Annotated in this window: 14 protein-coding genes; 3 read left to right on the forward strand and 11 right to left on the reverse strand. The window is 45.3% G+C overall.

The window, feature by feature from the left end; genetic code table 11:
- Positions 1-396 precede the first annotated feature (396 nt).
- The 7 genes from DCM90_RS02750 to ykzS form a co-directional block, all read right to left on the reverse strand.
- Positions 397-2,499, reverse strand: a complete 2,103-nt coding sequence (locus tag DCM90_RS02750; protein ID WP_109249837.1) for an LTA synthase family protein — start codon at positions 2,497-2,499, stop codon at positions 397-399.
- A gap of 167 nt (positions 2,500-2,666) precedes the next feature.
- Positions 2,667-2,903 (reverse strand): YkuJ family protein, encoded by a 237-nt coding sequence (locus DCM90_RS02755; RefSeq protein WP_109249838.1) that lies wholly within the window; start codon positions 2,901-2,903, stop codon positions 2,667-2,669.
- An 81-nt stretch (positions 2,904-2,984) separates the two neighbouring features.
- Positions 2,985-4,013, reverse strand: a complete 1,029-nt coding sequence (locus DCM90_RS02760) for a lysylphosphatidylglycerol synthase transmembrane domain-containing protein (RefSeq protein ID WP_109249839.1) — start codon at positions 4,011-4,013, stop codon at positions 2,985-2,987.
- 3 nt (positions 4,014-4,016) lie between these two features.
- On the reverse strand, positions 4,017-5,039 hold the full coding sequence (locus DCM90_RS02765; protein WP_109249840.1) for a glycosyltransferase family 4 protein: 1,023 nt from the start codon (positions 5,037-5,039) through the stop codon (positions 4,017-4,019).
- A gap of 18 nt (positions 5,040-5,057) precedes the next feature.
- Entirely contained in the window at positions 5,058-6,236 is a 1,179-nt protein-coding gene (locus DCM90_RS02770) for a glycosyltransferase family 4 protein (protein WP_109249841.1), read from the reverse strand.
- 623 nt (positions 6,237-6,859) lie between these two features.
- Positions 6,860-7,126: a phosphocarrier protein HPr gene (locus DCM90_RS02775; protein WP_109249842.1), complete on the reverse strand. Its 267-nt coding sequence runs from the start codon at positions 7,124-7,126 to the stop codon at positions 6,860-6,862.
- Positions 7,127-7,292: 166 nt separating this feature from the next.
- Positions 7,293-7,478, reverse strand: a complete 186-nt coding sequence (gene ykzS, locus DCM90_RS02780; protein WP_109249843.1) for a protein YkzS — start codon at positions 7,476-7,478, stop codon at positions 7,293-7,295.
- Positions 7,479-7,754: 276 nt separating this feature from the next.
- Between ykzS and DCM90_RS02785 the strand changes: the two genes are divergently transcribed.
- Together DCM90_RS02785 and DCM90_RS02790 are read left to right on the forward strand one after the other, a co-directional pair.
- Positions 7,755-10,034 carry an ATP-dependent Clp protease ATP-binding subunit gene (locus tag DCM90_RS02785; protein WP_109249844.1) on the forward strand — a complete coding sequence of 760 codons (2,280 nt, stop codon included), beginning with the start codon at positions 7,755-7,757 and terminating at the stop codon, positions 10,032-10,034.
- Between the two features lie 186 nt (positions 10,035-10,220).
- Complete coding sequence (locus DCM90_RS02790) at positions 10,221-11,303, forward strand: MucBP domain-containing protein (RefSeq protein WP_109249845.1); 1,083 nt, start codon at positions 10,221-10,223, stop codon at positions 11,301-11,303.
- A 72-nt stretch (positions 11,304-11,375) separates the two neighbouring features.
- Here the strand turns inward: DCM90_RS02790 and DCM90_RS02795 are convergent, their stop codons facing one another.
- The gene (locus DCM90_RS02795) at positions 11,376-13,916 is read right to left on the reverse strand and encodes a cation-translocating P-type ATPase (protein WP_225365948.1); all 2,541 of its coding nucleotides are present in this window, start codon (positions 13,914-13,916) and stop codon (positions 11,376-11,378) included.
- A gap of 243 nt (positions 13,917-14,159) precedes the next feature.
- On the reverse strand, positions 14,160-15,608 hold the full coding sequence (locus DCM90_RS02800) for a C69 family dipeptidase (RefSeq protein ID WP_109249847.1): 1,449 nt from the start codon (positions 15,606-15,608) through the stop codon (positions 14,160-14,162).
- A 174-nt stretch (positions 15,609-15,782) separates the two neighbouring features.
- Here DCM90_RS02800 and DCM90_RS02805 point away from each other — a divergent pair, with 174 nt between their 5' ends.
- Positions 15,783-17,123 carry an FAD-dependent oxidoreductase gene (locus DCM90_RS02805; protein ID WP_109249848.1) on the forward strand — a complete coding sequence of 447 codons (1,341 nt, stop codon included), beginning with the start codon at positions 15,783-15,785 and terminating at the stop codon, positions 17,121-17,123.
- Positions 17,124-17,191: 68 nt separating this feature from the next.
- Here the strand turns inward: DCM90_RS02805 and DCM90_RS02810 are convergent, their stop codons facing one another.
- Complete coding sequence (locus DCM90_RS02810; protein WP_109249849.1) at positions 17,192-17,572, reverse strand: hypothetical protein; 381 nt, start codon at positions 17,570-17,572, stop codon at positions 17,192-17,194.
- A 73-nt stretch (positions 17,573-17,645) separates the two neighbouring features.
- Positions 17,646-19,226 (reverse strand): peptide chain release factor 3, encoded by a 1,581-nt coding sequence (locus DCM90_RS02815; protein WP_109249850.1) that lies wholly within the window; start codon positions 19,224-19,226, stop codon positions 17,646-17,648.
- Positions 19,227-19,322: the final 96 nt, after the last annotated feature.

Genomic DNA, 19,322 nt, shown 5'->3' on the forward strand with positions numbered 1-19,322 from the left:
GTTCAGTTTTCAAAGGTCTACCTTGTCGTTAGCGGTTTAACCACTTCGTGACAACTTTTAAAGTATATCATGTCGTCAACTAGATGTCAACAACTTTTTTATAATTTTGAATATTTATTCAAAATTATAAGTTGCTACATTTTTCTTTGACAACGTTTATTATATTACCAGCATTTATATAACCCGTCAAGCTTTTTTTAATTCATTTTTGAATAATCATTCAGAACTAAATTAATCGTCAAGTTGCCTGGCCGCTAACTTGCTGACAACAAAAAATATCTTACCAAGAACTTAGTCTTAGCGCAAGCCTTTTTTTGTTCTCGGCAATAAAAAAGTTCCCGCTAGCTTTGATCAGCCATCAAAACTAGCGGGAACTTTCTGATATGATTATGAATCTTACTTAACGCTGCTGCTTATACTACTTGTACTGCTTGATGACGAATCATCAAGTTCAGGTGCGGTCGTAGTGTAGTCGGACAACGTACTTTGACCGTCATTCTTCGCTTGAAGGCTGGTACCCTTCTTTTGTGCTTCATCTAAGCGTTCCATTGCACTCGTGTACTTATACGAATATTCCTTCTTATCCGTCTTAGTAAACCCAGGGAGCTTATAGAACCTGAGTAAATCACCATAGATGACCCGATCAGATAACGATAGTTCCGTTGTTACCTGGTTCTGCATCTTAGCCACCTGTTTCTTTTGCTTAGCGTTTAAGGTTAATGGTTCACCCGTCTTGGTGGAATAAACGGTTCCACCAACCTTAACGTACGTCGGCGACACAAAGTCACCATCTCTAAAGGCTACGGTTTGACTTCGGTTTTTAGCTAAGAGGTCTTCCCCGAATTGAATCGATTTATTATCCTTAACCCCTAATAGGTTCAATAAGGTTGGCATCACATCAATTTCACCACCGTACGTATGATTAATCCCACCCTTTAAGTTACTAGCATTAATCATAAAGGGAACCTTTTGGAATTGGGCTAAATCATAGGACGTGACTTTATCCTTATGGAGTAAGTCAGCAATCGCAGTTCGGTGATTATTGGAAATTCCGTAGTGATCCCCATAGAGAACAACCATACTGTTCTTACTTAGCCCCGTCTTTTGAAGGTAAGCCATAAATTCACCAAAGGCTTCATCCAAGTAGTGGGCAGTTTGAACGTAAGGATCAACCGTCTTATCCCCCGTTTTGGTTGCGGGGAAATCAACATTTTCTTTATCTAACTCGTACGGGTAGTGGTTCGTTACCGTAATTAATTTAGCGTAAAACGGCTGTGGCAGCTTCTGAATGTAGTCAGCAGAATCCTTTAGGAAGATCTTATCCTTCAAACCGTATCCAACGCTATAGTCGGATTTTTGTTTATAGTAGCTTGAGCTAAAGAAGTACTGATATCCCCATGACTTGTAGGTATTGTCCCGGTTCCAAAAGCTCGGAACATCCCCATGAAAGGCCGCCGTTGTGTAGCCTTTCTGATCTAAAATCGCGGGAGCCGCCTGAAAGGTATTCTGAGTTCCGTACGTTGTCATCGCTGACCCGGTCGGTAACCCGTACAATGAATTTTCTAGCATTAACTCAGCATCGGACGTTTTCCCCTGCCCAACTTGATTATAAAAATTGTCAAAGGAGATCGTATGCTGATTATGATAAAACTTATTTAGGTTAGGCGTTACCTGTTTGCCATCAACTTTGTAGTCGATCAAAAATTGTTGGAAACTCTCCAAGTGAATAACGAAGACGTTCTTCCCCTTTTCCTTACCGTAATAAGAAATGTTCGGTGAAACCCGGTTCTTCTTTAAATACTTAATAACACTATTTAAATCACTGGCGCTCGCATGGGCCCGCGTCTGACTTTCCTTTTGGGTGGTATACGCATTAAAAGCCGCGTACTCGTTTAACCCTAGATACTTCACTAAATAGTTGTTATCAAACGTCCGTGTTAGTAATCCGGATCGATCAGAGTTAGCCAGCCCGTATTCGCCAAACATTAAGGCGAATGATAGAACGGTAATGCTCAACGCATACCGCCGCTTGAATGGCCGGTAGTCAATCTTAATCACCCGGGTAGCTAACAGGACAATCAGCACAATGATATCCACGTAAACGAAGAAGTCAAACGGCCGAACAATGGCCGCCAACGACTTGCCAAGGTTATTTTGGGTACTCCCGGATCCGGTAATGACCGACATCGACATAAAATCCGAAAATTCACGGTAGTAAACAACGTTGGCAAAAATCCAACTAGATTCCAAAAAATCAATGATGAGCATTAGCCAGTAGGAAAGCTTCCCCCGAAAATAAAGGGCAATTCCGAAGATTAACAAAATTGCCGGAACCGGGTTAATGACCAACAAGAACTGCTGAACTCCACCCTTAGCTCCCAGTGTAAATTCAGTTTGATAAGCGACATACGTTTTTATCCAAAAGAGGACAACAACTAAGATAAAAAATCCCAGTCGCGTATTTAAAAACCGCGACGTTTTCTTTCCGATGCTAGACATCTAACTGCCTCCAAATATTACAATCTAAAAAAATTATAACTGAAATCCCAAGGACTTCAATGTATGAATCAATTCTTAACAAACATTTCAAAGTTATCCCTAAAAATTTCAAAAAAATAAGGGTCTGTCACAACAGATCCTCATAAAAACACGACAACATCGGTTTATTAATTATCCGAAAGTAAATCAAAGAGTTCAATGGCAACTAAGTCAATGTTATCAAACTCAAACGACACGTCCGGATTAAATTCGTATAACGTGTAGGTATTTGAATCCTGGTGGTAAACCACACGGGCACGTTCTACACCGTCTTTTTCGAAACGACGTGGTTGAGGCTCATCGCCTGTATCCTGCTGCATAACCTTTAACCGGTCAATGATGCCTACCAAATGAGAGTCTTCCATCGGGTGGTCTCCTTTCTAACTTCAATACGATTTTACCAAATTTAAGCGCGTCTGACACGATAAATTCGTGAAAATTCAAATTTACTTATCATCAGTAGAATCTTGGACCTTGGTTGGTGGGATCACGAGAGCAATCAATCCGCTAAGCATCCCGAGATAGTAGGTTAAGATCCGCCAGAGGAGCATTGCCAGCACGAGTTTGCTACTAGAAGTAATGAAACTGCCAAACAGCGCTTCAAAACTATACTCCGCCCCCCCGGACCCCCCCGGAATCGGAAACAGAGAAATGACAATCACAATTAAGATGTGCAGGCACGTTACCATAACAATGTTAACGTGGGTATATCCCAGTGCCAGCATAATAAAGTACGGTATGAGGTAGTACGCCAGTAGTTGAAAGAAAGTAATGAGAAAAATCTTAGCCATCATTTTCCATTCATGGCTAATACGCAGACTTTCATGGTAAAAATTATCCAGTTTTTCGTCCAACTGTCGTTTAATACCATCTAGCCGCTCCTGCTTCATGAACCATCCCACGGGGATTAAGCATAGGCTCACCAATTTTTTGGTAAACCGCGGCCAATACATCACTAATAACAGACCGATAATAACCCCTAAGTGGATTAAAAAACCAAATAAAACGAGGAGCGCAAGGGCATGCATCTTTTCGACGATGTAGTTAAACCCAATCAAAAGGGCAATAATAAAGTTCACGACAATCATAGCTTGATACACCACGAACTTCATTAAAAGAACCGAACTGGCACGACCACCATCCACCCCCGCCTGCATAAGCGCGATGAGCTGAGCGGGCTGGCCCCCAGTTGAAAACGGCGTTATCCCGTTAAACAGCTGTTCAATAGCTGGGACCCGAACGGCATCCCGGAAGGTAAACCCCGAAATCCGGCTAGATATAAAGACTTTAACAATCAGTCCCTCTAACCCCAGGTAAAGCAGCATACAGAGAACGGCCACCGCAAACCACCAAAGGTTGATATGCAGTAAGTCGTTCCAAAGGGCGTGCAGCTTAATTTTACGCAGTGAGAAAGCAAAGATTCCTACCCCGACCAGGAACATAATTGCCAGGGCAATTTTATTTCGTCTGGTCATTGGCTACCTCTCTTCTGCTTGTTGCGTGTAAAAATCATGCCATACTTGTGCGAGATGGTGTTCCGAATAACGATCAGCGGCTGCCAAACTTAACTCTTTTAATCTAGCCAATGCGGCTGAGTTAGCTGCTAGGTTCCGCAGTTTAATGTTCATTTCTACCCCGTTTTGGGCGGGTTCATAATACCCATCAATAATTGCTTTATAAAGATCTAAATCACGTAACAAAACCGGGGTTCCGGTACTAAACGCCTCTAACACCGACATGGGAAAAAGTTCGTTATAGGATGGGAGCAAAAAAACGTCCGCCATGTCATAGTAATCCACTAACCGATCGCGGTCGACAATTCCCGGGAACTTTAGGTTAGCCGGGGGATTCTCCACGACCCGCTTTAACTCAGCGTACCCATCCGTCATGGCACCAAATGAAAAGCCACCGGCCCAAACGAACTGCATTTCGGGGTTCTTTTTAGCGAGGGTAATAAAATCATTAACCCCCTTGCGTTCCTGAATTTGGCCAACCCCTAAAACCGTAAACCGGTTGGAATCCAGCCCATACTGTTGTCGGAGGGCTAGTTTCTTGGCGTTAGAGACCGGATAAAATTCTTCCTTCCGCACAAAATTAGGAATGTACGTAATTTTAGCTGGATCAATACCGTACGCCGCTAATTTTGGAATGAACGTTGGGTTGACCACCACGATGTGATCCATCCGCTTATAAAACGCAATCACGTACCGGTAAAAAATTGACCGAAAGGGTTGAGGTAGCTTTAGACTACCCTCTAACGTCTCAGGTAAGAAGTGAACATACCCAATTTTTCGGCCCCGGTTTGGCATAAACGTTGAGAGATAATACGATGGATTAACGGTATGGTAGTGTGAAATATCCGATTTCTGCCATGAATTAACCCGAACGTTAAACGCCCCTGCCTCATCATGGGTCATGAGGTACATCAACTCATCATACGCACTACCGACTCCCTGGCCCTTCACCGAATCGGCCTGTGAAAACATATTAATGGTAAGCATTAACTGACTCCTTCTAAATTAGCTATCAAAATCGATGGTATCTTCATGCGATTCTTCGTACATCACCTGAGCATCGTGATAAAACTTAATCACTCGTTGACCAAACGTATCCGCTGAAATTTCAGCCAACTTACGTTCCAACAAGTCGGGATCGTGGTAGTCATCTGGGTGCGTGAGGTAATCAATGACGTCGGCAACCATTTCATCCTGCGTCTTAAAGGTCATCCCCAACGACTTTTCGCTCAAAAGGTCATCCGTATAGGGACTTGTCATCACAACCGTTTTTAATCCCGCTGCCATCGCCTCAATATAAGTTAATCCCTGGGATTCCGAATCGGATGACGACAAGAAGACGTTTGCTAGGTGGTAATAATGGTAAACATCATCATTATTAATTTCGCCGGCAAAGGTGATATGGTCCGTTAATTGCATGGTTTTGGCCTGTGCTTCTAAATCTTGACGCGCTGGTCCATCCCCGACAATCAGCAACTGGGCGGTTGGTACCGCCTTTAAAATTTCTGGCAGCGCATCAATCGATTCCTTAATGTTCTTTTCGTAGGCTAACCGGCTTAACGATAAAATGATGGGGGTATCCGGTTCATAACCGTATTTCGCCCGTAAATTACTCGTATCCGGCTGGTCATACTTATGCAAATTAACGCCCGTCGGAATAATTCGGATGGGCGATTTAACCCCGTAACCCGTTAATGTTTCTAACACTCGGTCACTCGGTGCGATAATTCCCGTCATATGATAGCAAAACGCTACCGTTAGTTGTTTAACGTTTACCGGCTTTAGTATTTTACCGTTCGCAATGTAGTGCAGATAATCCTCGTACATCGTATGGTACGTATGTAAACATGGAATATGCAAATTGCGGGCTACAAACTTTCCAATGAGACCCATCGAAAACTCAGTCTGCGTGTGAACAATATCCAAATTCAATTCCTTCGCAATTTGGTACGCTTGAAACAAGCCACGAACGGCAATTCGGCGATCCTTAAAGGAAATGAAGGGAATGCTTGAGAACCGAAAAACGTTTCGTTCGTACACGTTCTTTTCAACGTGCGGGTCAGTCGTTGTAAAAATATAGACTTGATGCCCCTGTTTTTCTAGTTCTTCACGCAACGTTTTAATCGATGTTGAGACCCCACTAACCTGAGGAAAATATGTATCTGTAAACAGTCCGATATTCACATTTTCTCCCCCTAAATCTTTTGTGACAGAGTTTACTCAACCGGGGTAACCCCCAATTGTCACGTCTAATAGAGCTAATTATATGGGTTTCCTGAATCCTTTGCAAACAGAGATCCACGTCTAAGCCGGCTAATTTTAAGCTGACGCCCCATCGTGACGCTTTTATGTACCCAGCCACTGTTCTCGAAGTTAGTTCTTTAAAAAAAGTTTAAGTCCCTTACTCACGACATAAAACGTAAAGCGGGAACGTTAAACCCGCTTCGCTTGAGCAGACGACTCTTTCAACAAGGCCCGAAAGTCTTCCATCCTCAATAGGATGCTTTCGGCCCTTTAGTTACGGGATAGGGTGTGGAGCTTCTTGCTTACTTTTAAGGATTAACGGAGCTCATAAAAAATACTGGGTTTTAGTATTATTTGTGAGCTTGATTAACCGCAGAAAGTTGAGAAACGGGACCCGACTAAAGACAAACCACAACCAAATAAGATAAAGGACCAAATTCGATCAAAACACAATCGAACCTGGTCCTTTATCTTATTTTGCATGGCCTGAGCGTCTTATGTCCCAGCCTCACAAAAAAGCGCTGAATCCAAAGATTCAGCGCCCTACCGGTTACCTAACTAAGTTAGTTAGATAAACCTTCATTCTTCATCGTTTCAGCAATGGCATCCATTGCTTCTTTTTCATCTTCGCCATCTGTCGTAATCGTAATGTCAGCGTTCTGACCAACACCAAGGGACATAACCCCCATGATAGACTTCAAGTTTACTGACTTGTCTTGGTACTGCAAAGTAACTTCTGAGTTGAACTTACTTGCGGTTTGAACCAAAAGCGTTGCTGGACGGGCATGAATCCCAGTTTCAGCAGTAATGTGAAATTCGCGTTTTTCCATTATCGATCAATCTCCTTATCAGGTAGGTTATATTGTGGGACTGGTGAGGGCTTCATAATAGCACTTATAACCATTATTAGAAAACGAGGCCTTCCCGCTTACTTAAAGAATAGCAATAAACCCGTCAAAATACAAGTTATTTAAAATCGCTTTCATAAAACAAATTCTAGTGATCATCGTGCTCGTAGTGGTAAATAACCTTACCACCACGTTCAGCTTGGCCAATAACCCGTTTTCGCGTTTCGTAAGCCATATAGGCCTTTTGAAATTCGGGGAATTCTTCCTCTTCGATTTCAAAGCTCTCTAACTGGCCATCCCGAAGTTGATCCATCAACGCAGTAAAGTCTCGCATGTGTTTTCCCCCCAACTACTTATTTCTTCCATGCTACTTGATCCCCCACGTTTGGTCAAAGAATTTCTGCACTAAAATGGTCAAACGAGTTTTTAGCTTAACTTAGGGGCAAGTGCTAAAATGAGGGGTGTTAGAAGCTTGAAATTAGTTGTTCTTTCCCCGATAACAAATTACTTGCACCACAACTGTGAGCATGTATAATATCGGTAAAGGTCAAATAAGGTCAAACACTAACGATTCCTATTTGAAATCTTTTAGAAGAAAGGAGACAGCAATATGCTATGTCAGAACTGCCACAAAAATCCAGCGACCATTCATCTCTTTATGAACATGAACGGTCAACGGCAGCAAGTTGACCTATGTCAAAATTGCTATCAACTTCTAAAAAACCAGGAAAATAATTCTGGAAATGGAGGTACGCGTAATATGGCACAAGATCCATTCGGGTTCAACAACTTGGATGATATCTTTCGGGCAATGTCTAACGGCAATGGTACCGGTCAATCCGGCTTCCAACAACAAGTTCCCCCTACCCAACCTAGTGGCCCTAACGGAAACGGTGGTGGTCAAAACGGTAGCGGAAGCTTGCTCGGCCAATATGGCATTAACCTCACCCAGATGGCTAAGGATGGTAAAATCGATCCAGTCATTGGACGGGACAAAGAAACCGCTCAAGTTATTGAAATTTTAAACCGCCGCACTAAGAACAACCCCGTTCTCATTGGAGAAGCCGGGGTTGGTAAGACCGCCGTTGTTGAGGGTCTGGCCCAACGGATTATCTCCGGCGACGTTCCTCAGAAGCTGACGAATAAACAAATTATTCGCTTAGATGTTGTTTCGCTGGTTCAAGGGACCGGAATTCGGGGTCAATTTGAACAACGGATGCAACAATTAATGAAGGAAGTCGAAGCTAACCCAGAGGTCGTCCTCTTCATTGATGAAATTCATGAAATTGTCGGTGCTGGAAACGCAGAAGGCGGAATGGACGCTGGAAATGTCTTAAAGCCCGCCCTTGCCCGTGGTGAATTCCAATTAATTGGGGCCACCACCTCAACTGAATATCGCGACATCGAAAAGGATGCCGCCCTTGCCCGCCGACTTCAGCCCGTTCAAGTGAACGAACCAAGTCCGGAAGAAGCCATTAAAATTCTTAAGGGTGTTGAACAAAAGTACGAGGATTACCACCACGTCAAATACAGTGAGGGATCCCTTGATGCCGCCGTTCGGTTGTCTGACCGTTACATCCAGGATCGGTACTTGCCGGATAAGGCCATTGACTTAATGGACGAAGCCGGTTCCAGAAAGAATCTCACGATTAACGTTGTGGACCCGCAAACCATTGAAGACAGTATTAAACGGGCCGAAGAACAAAAGCAACAGGCTCTCGACCAGGAAGACTACGAAAAGGCCGCTTACTACCGGGATCAGGTCAAGAAATTAGAGGCCAACAAGGACTCCGCCACTACGGATGAAAAGGTTCCCGAAGTTACCGCCACCGATATGGAAAAGATCGTTGAGGAAAAGACGGGAATTCCAGTTGGCGATATGCGTGAGAACGAAGAAAAGCAGCTGAAAGATTTGGCCCCGGACCTTGAAAAACATGTTATCGGTCAAGATGAAGCCGTTGATAAGGTTGCCCGAGCCATTCGCAGAAACCGGATTGGCTTAAACGGAACCGGTCGCCCAATTGGGAGCTTTCTCTTTGTAGGTCCTACCGGCGTTGGAAAGACGGAAACGGCCAAACAACTCGCTAAGGAACTGTTTGGTTCCGAAGATTCGATGATTCGGTTTGATATGTCTGAATATATGGAACCCCACTCAATTTCTAAGTTAATCGGGTCCCCTCCTGGCTACGTGGGCTACGAAGAAGCCGGACAACTCACCGAGCAGGTTCGTCGTCATCCTTACACCCTAATTCTGTTGGATGAAGTTGAAAAGGCTCACCCAGACGTTTTGAATATGTTCTTACAAATTCTGGACGATGGCCGCCTAACCGATTCACAGGGCCGAACCGTTTCCTTTAAGGATACGATTATTATCATGACTAGTAACGCTGGTTCTGGTGATGCGGAGGCCAACGTTGGATTTGGGGCTGCAGCAAGTGGCCAGACCCACTCCGTTTTGGATCGGTTAACCAATTACTTTAAGCCCGAGTTCCTTAACCGGTTTGATGACATCATTGAATTTAACCCGTTAACTAAGGCCGACCTCATGAAGATCGTATCCCTAATGATTGACGACGTTAATAACATGCTGAAAAAGCAACGAATTCATATCCATGTAACTGAACCCGTGGAAGCCAAACTGGTCGATGAAGGTTACAACCCCCAAATGGGGGCCCGGCCACTGCGGCGGGTTATTCAAGAGGAAATCGAGGATAAAATTGCCGATTACTACCTCGACCATTCCAACACAAAGAAGTTATTGGCCTCAATGAACGGTGATAAAATTGTGATTTCCGCTGATACTTCAAGCAAGAGCAACCAGACTTCTGACACCACGGCGGAACGATCACAGGACGCCAAAAAAGAGGATCAGGATCGCAAAGAAAAGTAAGATCCCGATTCGCTACCAGATCTAGCGATTAGGTGCCAAAATAGGGATGCTAGTTTAATTCGAGGATTGATAATCGAATTAGACTGGCACCCCTATTTTTTATGCATTCCTTCTCATAAACTAACTGCGTTCTGGTACCCGTTTGGGGTATACTAGACGTATGAAAAAGATTGGAGATGAGTACTGATGGCATTTTTTGATTGGTTAACAAACTTTTTTTCGAATAACCATGAATCGGTTGAACAAGATGACCCTAATTCAATGAATAAACAGTCACGTTCAGTAGACCCAATTCAATCAAAAACGACTTCAACCGATCAATCAGTGCCTTTAGCGCCCACCCAATCGAGCCGGGAACGGTCGGTTGAAGTACCCACCGCAATTCTGATCTTATTATATGAGACCGATGACGGACAGGAGCTTCGTAAGCCCGACGTTTTAATGGGCCACGTTGGTGATCCCCTAAAGTTTCATGAGCCAACCATTAAGGGCCACGTTCTAGTTGGAATCGACGGATTTACTTCCAACTTTATTCGCGCTTACGATGCGATCACCTTTAAATTTGCTAAACAGTTGGGTCAAGCCATTATGGTTTATCCGATCGACATTGATACCGGCCAAATTTTAAGTGAGCCAACCATTCTAAGCGGGCAGTTAGGTGAGGCTTACGAAGTTAACACACCATCAATTGAAAACTATACGATTATTCGTTCTAGCGGCCGGTTAAACGGTATTTTTTCGAGTCAAAGTGCAACCGTCTACCTGCTTTACCGGCGCGCCGATTGGAAAACGTCGCAGGTCCTTAACCTCTTTGGCGAGCTAACAGAAACGCGAAACGTCTACGATCGGCCAGCCGGAAGCTTCATGGGTTACGGTCTCCCTGCTAACTCTGTTTGGCACGTGTATCAACGGGTTCAGCTAACGGACGACACCGAGTGGCTTAATCTAGGCGGTCTTCAATGGATTCGGGCTGATAACGTTAATATCATTGATCATCCGTTATTTAACCCGTACGCTAACTACCAGGCGCTATCGCGGTGGGTTTCCACCCCCATTACGGGAAGTGCAACGGTTGATTACATCCCAGATAAAAAAATTAAGGGTTACGTTCAGCCCTACGGCATTCCCATCTGTGAAATTCCGCATGGAACCAAGGTCCAACTCATTGCTAGAATTGTCGATAATCAAGAACTGGTGTGGTATCAATTAGACAACCAAAGTTTTGTCAACGCTAGGTACTTAACGAACATTAAGGAAGCCACTTCATAAAATTAAAGTAGCGGTCCCATTCCGAGCTAACACTCGAAATGGGACCGCTACTTTAACGTCTCAGAGACCGCACTATGATGAACCTAGTCGTTTCCAAATTTCTAACCCGGTCACCGGAATTAAAATACCAATTAGGCAGATAATCCAGGCCCCAGTTGGTAACGTCACGAGGCCAAACCAAGGTTGAAGGATCGGTACAATCGCAATCATGAGTACCAGAATTAGCGATAACAGCATGCCCCAGTTCAATCCCGGATTTTGTTTAATCGTGGCTAACGAGAGGAAGCTCCGGGTCTTAATGGCGTAAATACTGATCATTGACCCGATGGAAAGAACCAGAAAAATCATGCTTTGACCAAGCGTAAGTGAATGATCTGGCAGAACCTTCGATCCAATTAGGAAGACAACCAGCGATACCGTTGCCAGCAGGAAACTTCGGAGCATCACCCGTTTCCCTAAACCGTTGGCGAAAATCCCCTCGGTGTTATCGAGTGGCGGCTGCGTCATTGCTGTTCGTTCGCCAACCTCGCGACTCAAGTAAAAACCAGGAATTCCGTCGGCTAAAACGTTAATGAGTAAGAGCTGTTCGGCTAGTAACGGCGTTCCCCAGCCCAAGCTGACCGCCACTAACATAATCGCGATCTGGGCAAAGTTAACCCCGACTAAGAATTCCACCGTCTTTAGAATGTTTTGATAAACCGTTCGGCCTTCACTTACGGCAGCAATGATCGTCGCAAAGTTATCGTCCGTCAGCACCATATCTGCCGCACCCTTTGACACCTCCGTCCCTGTGATTCCCATCGCAATTCCAACGTCGGCCGCCTTTAGTGCGGGGGCATCGTTGACACCATCACCCGTCATTGCAACAATATCTCCCCGTGCCTGCCACGCTGCCACAATTCGAATTTTATCTTCCGGGGTAACCCGAGCGTACACCGAAATGTTTTGGACCTGGTCTGCCAGATCTTGATCACTCATTTGAACAAGATCTTCTCCGCTGACTACCCGATCGCCGGATTCATAAATTCCAATTTCCGTTGCAATGGCCACCGCAGTCGCTAAATGATCTCCAGTAATCATAACCGTTTTAATCCCGGCCTTTTTTGCCTGGCGAACGGCTTCCACAGCTTCGGGTCGGGGTGGATCAATTAAACCAATTAATCCCCCAAACGTTAACTCAGTCTCGAAGCTCTTCCAGTCCCGGTCGTTTAACTCCTCGGCTGAGAGTTCCCGGTACCCAATTGCGAGGACCCGCAACGCATCCTTAGCAAAGGCCGCGTTCATCTCATTCACCCGATCCTGTTCCCCGGGTTGCCATTTAACGGGGAGGCGATCGACAGCTCCCTTCATGATTAGCAGGAATCGGTCAGACGATAGTTGGTGCAGCGTCGCCATCGTCTTACGTTTTGAATCAAAGGGATCCTCTTCTAACCGTGGCAACTCTCTTTCTAATTCTTCCCGGTTCCGACCCAGCTGATCCAAGTACCTGACGATGGCCAACTCAGTTGAATCCCCGATTGGGTTTCCTTGGCCATCGTCCAGTACCGCATTACTCGCTAAGGCAAACCGATTCATCATCTGATTTTCAGCTGGTGACATCGTTGTCGTAGCTTCCGCTGGTGCGTTACCCGGCACCCATACGGTGGTAATCGTCATCTTATTCTGCGTCAGCGTCCCTGTTTTATCGCTGGCAATAACATCAACTTGGCCAATTGTTTCCACGGCATCAACCCGTCGGATAATGGCATGCCGTTTGGCCATTTCGCCAACCCCATGGGCTAAACTAATCGTTACGATCACGGGGAGAGTTTCAGGAACCGCCGCTACTGCTAGAGACACCCCAATAATAAGACTATCAGCTATGGGTTCCTGGTACACAAACGTACTCAAGAAGAAAATAATAATTCCACCAATAATTGCAGCGGCGCTAAGTGCTAAGGATAGTCGGCGCAACCGTTTCTGCAGGAGCGTCATTCGCCTTTTCGTCCCGTTAAGGAGTCCCGCAATTTGGCCAATTTCCGTTTGCATTCCCGTTTGACGGACGACAAACTCACCTGTCCCACTCGTTACCGCCGTCCCCGAGTAAACCGTTGCGTCGTCATCAGGTGATTTTTCAATGGGCTCACTTTCTCCCGTTAAAATGGCTTCATCGATTAACAAGCCGTTGCCCTTTAGGAGGTGACCGTCTGCCGGAATTTTATCCCCGCCAACCAGTTTGACAACGTCATCGGGAACCAGGTCTTCAGCGTTAATCGCTTGAAATTGTCCGTCCCGTTTTGTTACCACTTCTTGCACCGATAGTTTTTTCAATTCAGCCAGTGCTTGTTCCGCGTGAGATTCTTGGTAGATTGCAATTGCAACGTTAATCACTAATATTGCCCCAATAACAATGGGCTTCGTCCAGTCATCCCCCTTTGCCACGGATAGATACACGGATAAAACAACGGCAAAGAGCAGAACGAGGGATGAGACATCTGAGAGATGACGCCAAATTTGAGATAACAAACTCGGCGGCCGCCTCTCTTCTAAGGCGTTCTTTCCGTACTGTTGAATTCGCTGTTTGGCAGCTGCCGTGGTTAGGCCGTTTTGATCGTTAAAAACTTTTGCGGTCATATTGGTCATCCTTTCGGTATGTGGCAAATCCATTTCCATTAAGGCTTAAGCTTACTAAAAAAATGCGATTAAATTATTGCTAGACTATGAAAAAAGCAAGAACATCGGTCGACTAACGGCAGATATCAACCGACCATTTTAATGACCATAAAAAGAGGTAGCGAAGCCCATCGATCAAAAGAATCGAATCTGGCTCCACTACCTCTCTAATTGGGTTGACTGATTGGCTGAGCAATCAAATGACTATAAGTTTTTATCCATGTTAAACGTAAGCTTCGACAGTTCCAAGCCGTGCGCAATTAAACTATTTATAAACGGTTGCGTCTTATCCTGCATGAGTGCCGTAACGTTATGGTTGGCCGTCGTTAAGGCCTCGGTCAGCTGATCCCCACTGAGATCCCGGGTATTCGTTAACGTCTCATTAACGTGTGTCCGTAATAACTGTTTGACATCAGTTAGGAAATCAACGTCCTGTTGAATAAACTGACTATAGTGGGACTCAACGAGCATGGATAGCGTTCGGTACATCCAGTAGGCACTCTTGCCATCCTCAATTTTCATTGGCGTGTTGGCGTAAGTAGCATCCGTATCCGTAGCGTTGGCAAAGAACGGTACATAAGGACTAAATGCCGGGACCCCAAAGCAGAGCCAAAAAATAGCCGAACGATCCGCAGAGACGTCATTTCTAAGTTGTAGAACGTGGGAATTCTGGGTCCGATTCATTGAAATTGGCCGGTATTTCGTCCGAGTTTCCGGAGTACCCAGTTTGCCTAGTGGATCATAAATGGTTTCGTTATAGTGAGAACTCAAGATATATTCCACGTCTTCCACGGCAATTTTCTTTTCCGTTCGGCGAATAAAAGGGAGATCACTGGATTCGGGATCCTGATCAATTTCTGGGTTAAGGTACCGCTGGGCAAACCATACCCGTGGTGTATTGTAGTGGCGATCCTTTTCGTTGCTGGTCCCAAAAATATGCCGGAAGTTCCACCCCTGTTGATCCGGATTTAAATGGTTGACTTCAACAAATTCTTGAATCCCTTCCGACCACATAAAGTTATCTGGATCCTTAAAATCAACCTGCTGAATGGCAACCTGATTAGCTGCAACGGCGTACGCATCGTCAGGAATTCGTTGGGCAACCCAATGATGTCCCGTCACAATTTCCATGTACCAAACATCGTTGTGATCTGAAAAAATGACCCCGTTCCCCTCAGGTGACCCATACTGCTTAATTAAGTCGCCCAAGTACTTCACTCCGCCCCGCGCCGAATTAATGTAAGGTAAAACCATTGTCGGCATGGTATCCTCCGCTAATCCATCCATGACCAACGGATCAACGGAAAGCGCCTTTTCGTTGCCATAGACACTTTCCGTTGCACTCATGGCAACGTTTTTTTCGTTAAACCCATTTTCGTCATATTCCCCTTCGTTTTCAACATCAACGTTGGGGGTGGCCATGTAGCGGTACCCGTCTTCGGGCAACGTCGCCGTAAAGCCATTCTGGGTTGAGGTAATGACTTCACCCTTTCGACCGGTAACAGCTGGCTGCATAATGAACCGTTGCGGCGTTAACGGTAGAAAGGTATCATCGTTCCGCGCAATCATCGTTGAGCCATCAATTGACGCCTTCTTTCCCACCAATACCGTTGTACAGGCAGAGAGGTGTTTACCAGGAATCTTAGTTGTCATGAGTTAGCGCTCCTTTATTTTCATTGGAACCTAGTTTACTCCTTTTATCCAGGAGACTTCAACTTTTAACTTAGAAACCAATCGGGCCATTTTGTTTGCGTTTTCACACCTTTTAGTTCACACTGTAAGTGGTTAAACTTTGGAATGCATTATTTTTAGATGGAGGCTTTTAACATGAAAGTAATCGTTATTGGTTGTACACACGCAGGAACCTATGCCATTCAAGAAATCTTAAAGGATCATCCCGACACCGAGGTTACCGTTTACGAAAAAAACGATAACATTTCATTTCTCTCCTGTGGGATTGCCCTCTACTTAGGCGGGGAAGTAAAGGATCCCGCCGGACTCTTCTACTCCAGTCCTGATGCACTCGCTAAATTAGGCGCTAAGGTCGAAATGAAACACAACGTCACCGATATCGATCAGGCAAATAAAACGATTACGGTGGAAGATTTAGACCAGTCCACGACGTTCACGGATACATATGACAAATTGGTGATCACAACCGGATCATTACCAATCATTCCCCGGATTTCAGGGATTGATAACGATAAGGTCATGCTCTGTAAAAACTGGAATAATGCCCAGGAACTCTTTAAGGCTGCACCAGATGCCAAACGGATCACCATTGTGGGTGCGGGCTACATTGGAGCCGAACTAGCTGAAGCTTACTCTAAGACGGGCCACGAGGTTACCTTAATTGATTCCGCCGATCGCGTCCTCAGCAAGTACTATGACAAATCATTCACGGATAAGATTGAACAAGCCTACAAAGATCATGGCGTTCACCTTCAACTTGAAGAAACGGTAACCGGTTTCGAAGGTTCCGACTCTTTAACGATTACGACGGATAAGGGATCGGTCGAAACTGACCTTGCCATCCTATGTATCGGGTTCCGGCCAAATACCGCCCTCCTGAAGGATAAGGTCGACATGATGCCAAACGGCGCCATTGTTACGAACGAATACATGCAAACTTCCGATCCAGATATCTTTGGTGCCGGTGATAGTGTTGCCGTTCACTTCAACCCCACCGGTCAAAACGCCTACGTTCCGCTAGCCACTAACGCTGTTCGTCAAGGGATTTTAGTTGGTAAAAACTTAGTGAAGCCAACCGTTAAGTACATGGGGACCCAATCAACGTCAGGCCTTGAACTTTACGGCATGACCATGGGATCCACCGGTATGACCTTGGACGCAGCGTTGAGTCAAAATATGAACGCTAAACAAGTTCTGTTAACCGTTAACTACCGACCAGACTTTATGCCAACGACGGAACCCGTTTTAATGTCCCTCGTTTACGAGCCAGAAACGCACCGGATTCTAGGGGGCGGCCTAATGAGTAAATATGATATTACGCAGTCAGCCAACACGCTATCTGTCTGCATTCAAAACCAAAACACCATTGATGACCTTGCCATGGTTGACATGTTATTCCAACCAAACTTTGACTGGCCATTTAACTACCTGAACCTCCTGGCCCAAGCAGCCTTAGACCAAGAAGACGAAGGCTAAGTTAATCCTTCCTTAACCCCAAAAGCATCAGTTGCCCCCATAAAGGGTAATTGATGCTTTTTTGTTTACTATAAAAATCCCGTTACTATCGAAACTCCGTAACTGAGAATGACAATGAACGCCCCACCCCATAGTAACCGGGCCCCAAGCGACTGATTCCGCCAAAAATTTTGGCCAATATACACCAAGGCCACACCGCACCCCGTTAAAAATAATCCGGCGGACGCCGGGGCTGGAAGTGAGCTCATTGCCAATCCCCGGGCCAAACGAATAAACTGACTTATTTCATAACCGATCCCCAGAATTGCAATCACTACCACTAATCCCCAACCAATTCGATGCCAAACGGCCGACCGTTGGTGAATAGCATTCACTAGCTGGTGCCATCCCACCCCGAATAGAATGATGGTTAAGATGCACCCGACGATAAAATACCCCTTAATAGCCACATAATCCCCCCTACAAAAAAGAACTGGCCTCAGTTTATTTCAACCTTAGCACAGTTCATTTATTTTGTAATTGTTAGAGCTTAGCGGTTAATTCAACCTTCGGGTACTTATCCTGGAACCATCGTTCAGCATATTGATTCTCAAAGAGGAACAAGGGATCGTCATTGATATCCTTAACCAACAAATTCCGGGACGATGCCATGTGAGGATCCAACTGTTCTGGGTTAATCCAACGCGCAATTTTATGTCCCATCGGTTCCATCTCAACTTCCGAATTATATTCATTCTGCATCCGGAACTGGAAAACTTCAAATTGAAGCTGCCCAACCGCACCCAGAATATACTGTCCGGTGGTATAGGATTGGTAGAGTTGGACCGCACCCTCTTGAACTAGTTGGTTAATCCCCTTGTGGAAGGACTTTTGTTTCATAACGTTCTTTGCCGTTACCCGGACAAACAGTTCAGGAGTAAACTGGGGTAGCTTTTCAAACTTAATCGCCCGTTTACCCGTGTAGATGGAATCCCCAATCTGAAAGTTACCGGTGTCATATAGTCCAATAATATCACCGGCAACCGCCTTTTCAACACTCTCACGGGTGTTAGCGAGAAATTCGGTGACGTTTCCCAGCCGAACCTTTTTCCCTGTTCGTTCCTGGGTCACATCCATTCCCCGGTCAAATTCACCCGAACAAACCCGGACAAACGCAATCCGATCCCGGTGATTTGGGTTCATATTAGCCTGAATCTTAAAGACAAATCCTGAAAATTCAGGATCAGTTGGCTCAATTTCACCATCATCCGTTGTTTTATGTGGGGATGGGGCCGGCGCAAATTGAAGGTAGGCATCGAGAAAGGTTTTAACCCCAAAGTTAACGAGGGCCGAACCAAAGAATACGGGGGTTTGATCCCCGCTGGCAATTTTTTCGGCACTAAATTGATCCCCGGCCTCGTTAATTAATTCCATATTATCCCGGGCATCCGTATACCACTGATCAGTTTTTAGATCGGCGTACCCATCGTCGATGTCCCCGTCGTCTTGCAGGGAAATAAAGGGATCATTCTCATCCGCCGGACGGAAGAGTTCAATGCGATTATTAAATCGATCATATAACCCCTTCAGTTCCTTTCCCATCCCGATTGGCCAGTTCATTGGGTAGGCTTCAATCCCTAAGACTTCCTGTAGCTCGGTAATTAGGTCCATTGGGTCCCGGCCGTCCCGGTCCAGCTTGTTCATAAACGTAAAGATCGGGATGCCCCGCATCTTACAAATCTGGAAGAGTTTCTTTGTCTGGGGTTCAATCCCCTTAGCCGAATCAATGACCATGACGGCTGAGTCAACGGCCATTAATGTCCGGTAGGTATCCTCCGAAAAATCTTCGTGTCCGGGGGTATCCAAGATGTTAATCCGTTTGCCAGCGTAATCAAACTGCATCACCGAACTCGTAACGGAAATTCCCCGTTTTTGTTCGATTTCCATCCAGTCGGACTTCGCAAAGTTCCCGCTCTTTTTAGCCTTAACGGTTCCGGCTTCCCGAACGACACCTCCAAATAAAAGCAGCTGTTCCGTAATGGTCGTCTTCCCAGCATCGGGGTGAGAAATAATGGCAAAGGTCCGGCGCTTTTCAACCGCGTCGGTTAATTTTGTATTACTCATGGTCTGTCCTTTCCTTGTTCGACTAATTACCGGCGCTAAACCGATTCGATCAAAACATAGTGGATTCATTTTATCATAAACCAGCATGATTTTCAC

This window comes from Levilactobacillus bambusae (assembly GCF_003124125.1).
Taxonomy (GTDB): Bacteria; Bacillota; Bacilli; order Lactobacillales; family Lactobacillaceae; genus Levilactobacillus; species Levilactobacillus bambusae.